The organism is Streptomyces sp. NPDC089919, from assembly GCF_040684615.1.
Classification (GTDB): Bacteria; Actinomycetota; Actinomycetes; order Streptomycetales; family Streptomycetaceae; genus Streptomyces.
This window is the reverse complement of the sequence record NZ_JBFBGK010000195.1, coordinates 1-6255: the sequence shown is the minus strand read 5'-3', so window position 1 is coordinate 6255 and position 6255 is coordinate 1. Positions and strand designations below refer to the sequence as shown.

Below are 6255 nucleotides of genomic sequence, written 5' to 3'. Positions count from 1 at the left end.
GGGCGATCAGGAGCACGCTGCCGAACTGGGACATCGCCACCGGCAGCCGGGCGAACCCACGCATCCGCCCGCCCACCCGGCCGGGGCCGGGACACGTCCGAACGGGTCCAGAGGAGGGCCCGGTGCCGCTCCGCCGCCCCGTGCCGGCGGCGCGGACCGGGCTCCCCTTCCGCTGGGCCCACTCTCCCGTCCACCCGGGCAGCGGCCCATCCGCGTACCTACTCATCTCTGTGTCTAGGTACGGATACTCAGTTCTACGGGGCAGGACCCGCCCCGCATGACCGCCGACCGGGTCAGTTCCCCCGGGCCCCGGTCCCCGACACCCGCCCCCGCAGCAGCAGCGACAGCGCCGAGTGGACGTCGTCCAGGGAGCGCTCGCGCTGGAAGGACTGCCAGTCCAGCGCGGCCACCAGCACCATCCCCACCAGCGCCGCCGCCGTGAGCTGCACGTCGATCTCGCCGCTCAGCTCCCCCGCCTCGACGCCCTCCCGCAGCACCGACTCGACCACCGCGACCGCCTCGCCCCGCACGACCATCAGCGTCGGCTGCCAGCTGCGGTTGGTGCGCCACAGCTCGGCCACGTACAGCTGGGTGAAGGCCGGATAGGCGTCGATGAAGACCAGGCCGGCCCGGATCATCGCGTCCAGCGCCTCGACGCTGGTGCCGCCCCGCTCCCGGGTCTCCTCCGCGGCCGTCCGCAGCGAGGCGGTCAGCAGCCCGACCCCGTGCCGCAGCAGCTCCTCGAAGAGCACCGTTTTGCTGGCGAAGTTGTAGTAGACGGTCCCCTTGGCGACCCCGGCGCGCTCCGCGATCTCGTCCACCGTCGTGGCGGAGAAGCCCTGTTCGGCGATGAGCGTGACGGCCGCCTCGTACAGCTTCTGGCGGGTGGCCGCTCGTCTGGTGCTGCTGCTTTCCATGGCGCTGATTCTCACAGGCTCAGCTCCGGGTGCAGGCGGTCCATGGTCCACACCTGCTTGCGGCGGGCCGCGAGGGCGGTGAGCGCGAGGGCGCCGGCGGTGAAGGCCGCCAGGACCGCGCAGGCCTGCCAGACCGGGTCCAGCGGGCCCCCGGTGATGAGCCGGCGCAGCGCGTCGACGATGTACGACATCGGCAGGTAGGGGTGGATGGCGTTGAAGAAGCCGGGGCTGGTCTGGACGGGGTAGGTGCCGCCCGCCGAGGTCAGCTGGAGCATCAGCACCGCGAGCACCAGGATCCGGCCGGCCGCGCCGAAGCGGGCGTTGAGCCACTGCACCATGGCCGCGAAGCAGGCGGTGACCAGGACCAGGAAGCCGATGGTGCCGGCCGAGCGGGCCATCTCCAGGCCCAGTCCCCAGTGCAGGACCGCCATCAGCGCGGAGACCTGGAGGACGCCGAGGGCCGCCACCGGCAGCCAGCCGGCGAAGGCGATGCGCCAGGCGGAGGCGCCGGCGGCCAGCGCCCGCCGGTTCAGCGGCTGGATCAGCATGTACGCGACCATCGCGCCGACCCAGAGGGAGAGCGGGATGAAGTACGGGGCGAAGCCGGTGCCGTAGTTGGGCGCCTTGTGCAGGGACTTCGCGGCCAGCTGGACCGGGTCGGCCATGACCTCGGTGCGCCGGTCGCGCTGGGCCTGGTCGTAGTCGGGGATCTGGTCCGCGCCCTTGTGGAGGCCGCCGGCCAGCTCGCCGGAGCCGTCGACGAGCTTGTACATGCCGCCGTCGAGGGAGGTGGCGCCGGTCTTGAGCTTGCCGACGCCGGCGTCGAGGTCGTTCGAGCCGCCGTGGGCGGCGGTGATGCCGGTGTGCAGCTTGTCCATGCCGGTGGCGACCTGGTGGGCGCCGTTGTTCAGGGCGTTGACCTGCTTGACGGCCTCTTCGAGGTCGCCGGACAGGCCGGGCGCCTTGCGGACCAGCAGCCGGGCCTTCTTCTCCAGGTCGGAGAGCTGGTCGCGCAGCTTGTCCATGTCGCTGCCGCCGTCCTTGACGAGCGTGTTGACGTCGGTGGCCAGCTCGGCGGCCTCGGCCGCGTCGTTCTTGGCCTTCTTCAGCCGGCCGCACTTGGCGTTGGGCTTCTCGGCCTCGGTGCACAGGTCGGCGTAGACGTCGCTGATGGTGCCGGAGGCCCGCTTGGCCACCCGCTCGGCGCGGGGGGCCGCCTTGGTGAAGGTGTCCAGGTGGTTGCGGACGACCTTGGCGGTGTCGGCGGTCAGCTCGGCGGCGTCGGCGATGGTCTTGACGTTGTCCTTGAGGAACGGACGGGCCTGGTCGGCGACGCCGTTGACCTTGTTCGCCAGCCGCTGGGTGCCGCCCGCGATCTGCCGGGTGCCGGTCTCCAGCTTGCCGGCCGCGGAGTCCAGCTGCTTGAGGCCGCCGGCCAGGTCGCTGGAGCCGTCCTTGGCGTCGCCGAGGCCCTTGGCCAGGGCGGCGGCGCCGTCCTTCGCCTTCCCGATGCCGTCGGTGAGCGTGTCGGCGCCCTCGGCGGCCTTCACGGTCTGGTCGTGCATGTCGGAGAAGGAGATGAAGATCTTGTCGAGGAAGCCGCGCGAGGTCTTGCTCGACGCGGAGGCGCGGACCTCGGAGAAGACGGTCTTGGAGATCGAGCCGACGATGTAGTTGTTGGCGTCGTTCGTGCGGACCTGGAGGGCGCCGGTCTCCGGGGTGTCACCGGAGCTGGAGGCCAGCCGGGTGCTGAAGTCCGCGGGCATGGTGAGCGACAGGTAGTACGTGCCGTCCTCGAGGCCCTTGGCGGCCTCCGTCGCGCTCACCTCGCGCCAGTCGAAGGTGTTGCTCTCGTGCAGCCGGCGGGCGATGTCGGTGCCGGCGGTCAGCTTCTTGCCGCCGACCTCGGCGCCCTTGTCCTCGTTGACCAGGGCCACGGGGAGCTTGTCGAGACGGCTGTACGGGTCCCAGAACGAGCAGAGGTACAGGGCGCCGTAGAGCAGCGGGAGCAGGAGGAGGGCGACGAGCGCGGCCCGCGGCAGCTTCCCCCTGCCGAACCGCTTGAGCTCAAGCGCGGCCAGCTTCGGCGAGCGCATCGGTCGCCCCCTTCTGTGCGGTGGTGGTGTCTTCGGCGCCGGCGCCGTCTTCGGCGCCTTCGGCTGCGGAGTCGGCGGCCTCGGTGGCGTCGGTGTCTTCGGTGGCGTCGGCTTCGGTGGCTGCGGCGGACCCGGGCCCGTCGGCGGGGGCCGGCTCCTCGCGGACCGCGCCGGTACGGATGACCAGGGCGTCCTCGGGGGCCTCGCTGCAGACGGCGAGCACGGTCGTGCCGCGGGCGGCGAGGGTCCGCAACAGCTCCCAGGCCTCGGCGCGTTCGGCGTCCGAGAGCTTGAGGTCGGTGTCGTCCACGGCCAGCAGGCGGGGGCCGGAGATCAGCGCGAGGGCCAGCGAGAGCCGCAGCTGCTCCAGGCGCTCGAGGTCCCGGACCGAGGTGCGGGGGCCCTTGGGCAGGGTGCCGGTGTCCAGGCCGACGGCCGCCAGGGCCTCGTCGATCCGCCGGGCGGTACGCGCCGCCCGCTCGCCCGGGGCCCGCAGCAGGGCCCGCACCGGGCCGTCGTAGCGGCGCTGGAGCAGCGCGCGCTCCCGCAGCTGCTCGGCGACCGTCAGGGACGGGTCCAGGTCGGTGACGCCCGGCACCGGGCCCAGCGCGCTGAGCCGGCGGACCGCTGCCATCTTCTTGGGCAGCGGGTGTCCGGCGACCTCCGCGCGGCCGGCGGTCGGCTTCATCCGGCCGGTGAGCGCCAGCAGGAGGCAGGTGCGGCCGGTGCCGGAGGGGCCCTCGATCGCCACGAGCGAGCCGGGCGGGGCCTCGACGGCCACGTCCTGGAAGACCCACCCGCGCGGGCCCTTCATCCCGAAGTCCACGGCCGTGACGGCCGCGCCGAGCGCGCTGTCCACGCCCGCCCCCTCCCTTTTTGAACTGACTGGTCAGTTCAAAAAGTTAGCACGCTCCGCGGAAGTCCGCGCCGGCTCCCCCGAATTCAGGCCATCTCCCCACGAAGCCGCAGGTCAGGGCGATTGTCAGTGGGTGCCCTCACGATGGGTGCATACGGCCGCTCCGGCATCGGGGCAGCGCCGTCCGTGAAGACAGGAGGTTCGTCATGGCCACACCCGCAGCCGCAGATGTCCACCCCGTCCTCCGCCGCGCCCCGGCACCGCCCGCGGCCCTCGACCTGCTCGCCAAGGCGCGCGGCGGCCTCGCCGAAGCCGCCCGCCTCCCCGACCCCAACGACCGCTACGCCACCGCCCACCTCGCCGCCCTGCGCGCCGCGGCCGCCGTGCTCGCGGCCCGGGCCCGCCCCGAGCCGCCGAGCCGGCACCGCCGGCCGCGGATCCGCAGCGCCTGGGAGCTGCTGCCGCAGATCGCCCCGGAACTGACCGAGTGGAGCGCCCTGTTCGCCTCGGGGGCGGCCAGGCGGGCCCGCGCGGAGGCCGGCATACGCGACGCCGCCACCGGCCGGGACGCGGACGACCTGCTGCGCGAGGCGGGGATGTTCCTGCGCATCGTCGAGCGGCTGCTGGCCCTGCCCGCGCCCGCCCCGACACCGCTGCCGGAGCCCCGCGGGGACGTCCCGGGGTAGCGGCCGCACTCCGCCGCAGGTGTCCGGACGCGCGATGACCTGCGCGGCTCCCCGAGGCAATAGGGTGGTTCGCACGTTCACCGTTCGTTCCCAGCCCGCCGCCCGCGGCGGATCCGCGCCGAGGAGTCATCAGCCGTGTCGGACACTTCCCGCCCCCGCGCCTCCCTTCGTACCGCCGTGGTGTGGGACGTCCTCAAGGAGGTCCTGGACGACCGGGCCAAGGCCACCGGGCGGCGGCTGGACGTGCTCGACACCGGCGGCGGCACCGGCAAGTTCGCGGTGCCCGTCGCCCGGCTCGGCCACCGCGTCACCGTCGTCGACCCCAGCCCCAACGCCCTCTTCGGGCTGGAGCGGCGGGTCGCCGAGGAGGGCGTGGCCGACCTGGTGACCGGAGTGCAGGGCGATGCCCAGGGCCTGCTCGACGTGGTCGAGCGCGGCGGCTACGACGTCGTGCTCTGCCACGGCGTGCTGGAGTACGTCGACGACCCGGCCGAGGGCGTGGCCAACGCCGTCGCGGCGCTGCGCCCGGGCGGCACCCTCAGCCTGCTCGCCGCGGGCCTGGGCGGGGCCGTCCTGGCCCGCGCCCTGGCCGGCCACTTCACCGAGGCCCGGACCGCGCTGACCGACCCGGCGGGCCGCTGGGGCGGCGGGGATCCGGTGCCGCGGCGCTTCACCGCCGAGCAGCTGTCGGCCCTCGTGGGGGACGCGGGGCTGGCGGTGGGCGCGGTCCAGGGCATCAGGGTCTTCGCCGACCTGGTCCCCGGAGTCCTGGTGGACACCGAGCCGGGAGCCGTCGAGGCCCTGCTCAAGCTGGAGGAGGCCGCGGCCCAGCTGCCGGCCTTCCACGCGGTGGCCACCCAGCTGCACGTGCTGGGCGCGAAGGCGGATGCCGCCTGATCTGCGGAGCAGCCGCGGATGGAGTGCACCACAGACCCTCCGTTCCGGCCCCTGTGACCGTATGATCAGGAGACGCCGTCCCGCATGGCGGGGCAGTCCTTGGGGAATAAGCGCCTCAATGACCGCCCGGACGACGGTACGGTTTTTCGCGCAGCACCCATTTCGAAGACATGGCGTGAGAGGGGCGGGTTTCACGGGGGCGATTCCCTGCCTATCCTGAAGGGGACCCCCGGTCGCCACCCCCGCGACCGACGGATGAGGAGGACTCCCGTGCCGCTCTCGGAGCACGAGCAGCGAATGCTCGAGCAGATGGAGCGAGCGCTGTACGCCGAAGATCCCAAGTTCGCGACAGCGCTTGAGGGAAGCGGGCTGCGTACGTACACCCGACGTCGGGTCTACCAGGCAGTCGCAGGCTTTCTGGTGGGTATCGCGCTCCTCATGACCGGAATGGTCGCACCCGACCTGCTGTGGATCAGCGTGGTGGGGTTCCTCGTCATGCTGGGCTGTGCGGTGCTCGCCGTCACCGGTTGGCGCAAGGCCCCCAAGCCGGGTGAGCAGCCCCTGTCCGGCTCGGCCGGCGGGCACTCCCGCGGCCACAACCGGCAGCGCCGCTCCATGATGAACCGCATCGAAGCGCGGTGGCAGAAGCGCCGCGACGAACAGGGGCAGTGACCCCGGGGGCCCAGGCCCCACCGCAGACGCACCCGAGGGGTGGGGGGCGGGGGGGGCGGGGCCCCCCGGCCGGGGCGGGGGCGGCCCGCCGCCGCCCGGACACAGTATAGGACAGGTGAGAGATCTAGAAG

Annotated in this window: 6 protein-coding genes; 3 read left to right on the top strand and 3 right to left on the bottom strand. The window is 73.3% G+C overall.

Annotated elements, in window-relative coordinates:
• Positions 1-293 precede the first annotated feature (293 nt).
• The 3 genes from AB0O40_RS37255 to AB0O40_RS37245 are packed head-to-tail and all read right to left on the bottom strand — an operon-like array spanning position 294 to position 3872.
• Positions 294-917, bottom strand: a complete 624-nt coding sequence (locus AB0O40_RS37255) for a TetR/AcrR family transcriptional regulator (protein ID WP_365050618.1) — start codon at positions 915-917, stop codon at positions 294-296.
• Positions 918-928: 11 nt separating this feature from the next.
• Positions 929-3013: a YhgE/Pip domain-containing protein gene (locus AB0O40_RS37250; protein ID WP_365050617.1), complete on the bottom strand. Its 2085-nt coding sequence runs from the start codon at positions 3011-3013 to the stop codon at positions 929-931.
• Complete coding sequence (locus tag AB0O40_RS37245) at positions 2985-3872, bottom strand: ATP-binding cassette domain-containing protein (RefSeq protein ID WP_365050615.1); 888 nt, start codon at positions 3870-3872, stop codon at positions 2985-2987. Before AB0O40_RS37245 ends, AB0O40_RS37250 begins: the two co-directional genes overlap by 29 nt.
• Before the next feature lie 203 nt (positions 3873-4075).
• Between AB0O40_RS37245 and AB0O40_RS37240 the strand changes: the two genes are divergently transcribed.
• From AB0O40_RS37240 to AB0O40_RS37230, 3 genes are all read left to right on the top strand, one after another.
• Positions 4076-4555 (top strand): SAV_6107 family HEPN domain-containing protein, encoded by a 480-nt coding sequence (locus AB0O40_RS37240; RefSeq protein WP_365050613.1) that lies wholly within the window; start codon positions 4076-4078, stop codon positions 4553-4555.
• Positions 4556-4690: 135 nt separating this feature from the next.
• Entirely contained in the window at positions 4691-5452 is a 762-nt protein-coding gene (locus AB0O40_RS37235) for a methyltransferase (RefSeq protein WP_365050611.1), read from the top strand.
• A 270-nt stretch (positions 5453-5722) separates the two neighbouring features.
• On the top strand, positions 5723-6124 hold the full coding sequence (locus AB0O40_RS37230; protein ID WP_365050610.1) for a DUF3040 domain-containing protein: 402 nt from the start codon (positions 5723-5725) through the stop codon (positions 6122-6124).
• The last annotated feature ends 131 nt before the right edge of the window (positions 6125-6255 follow it).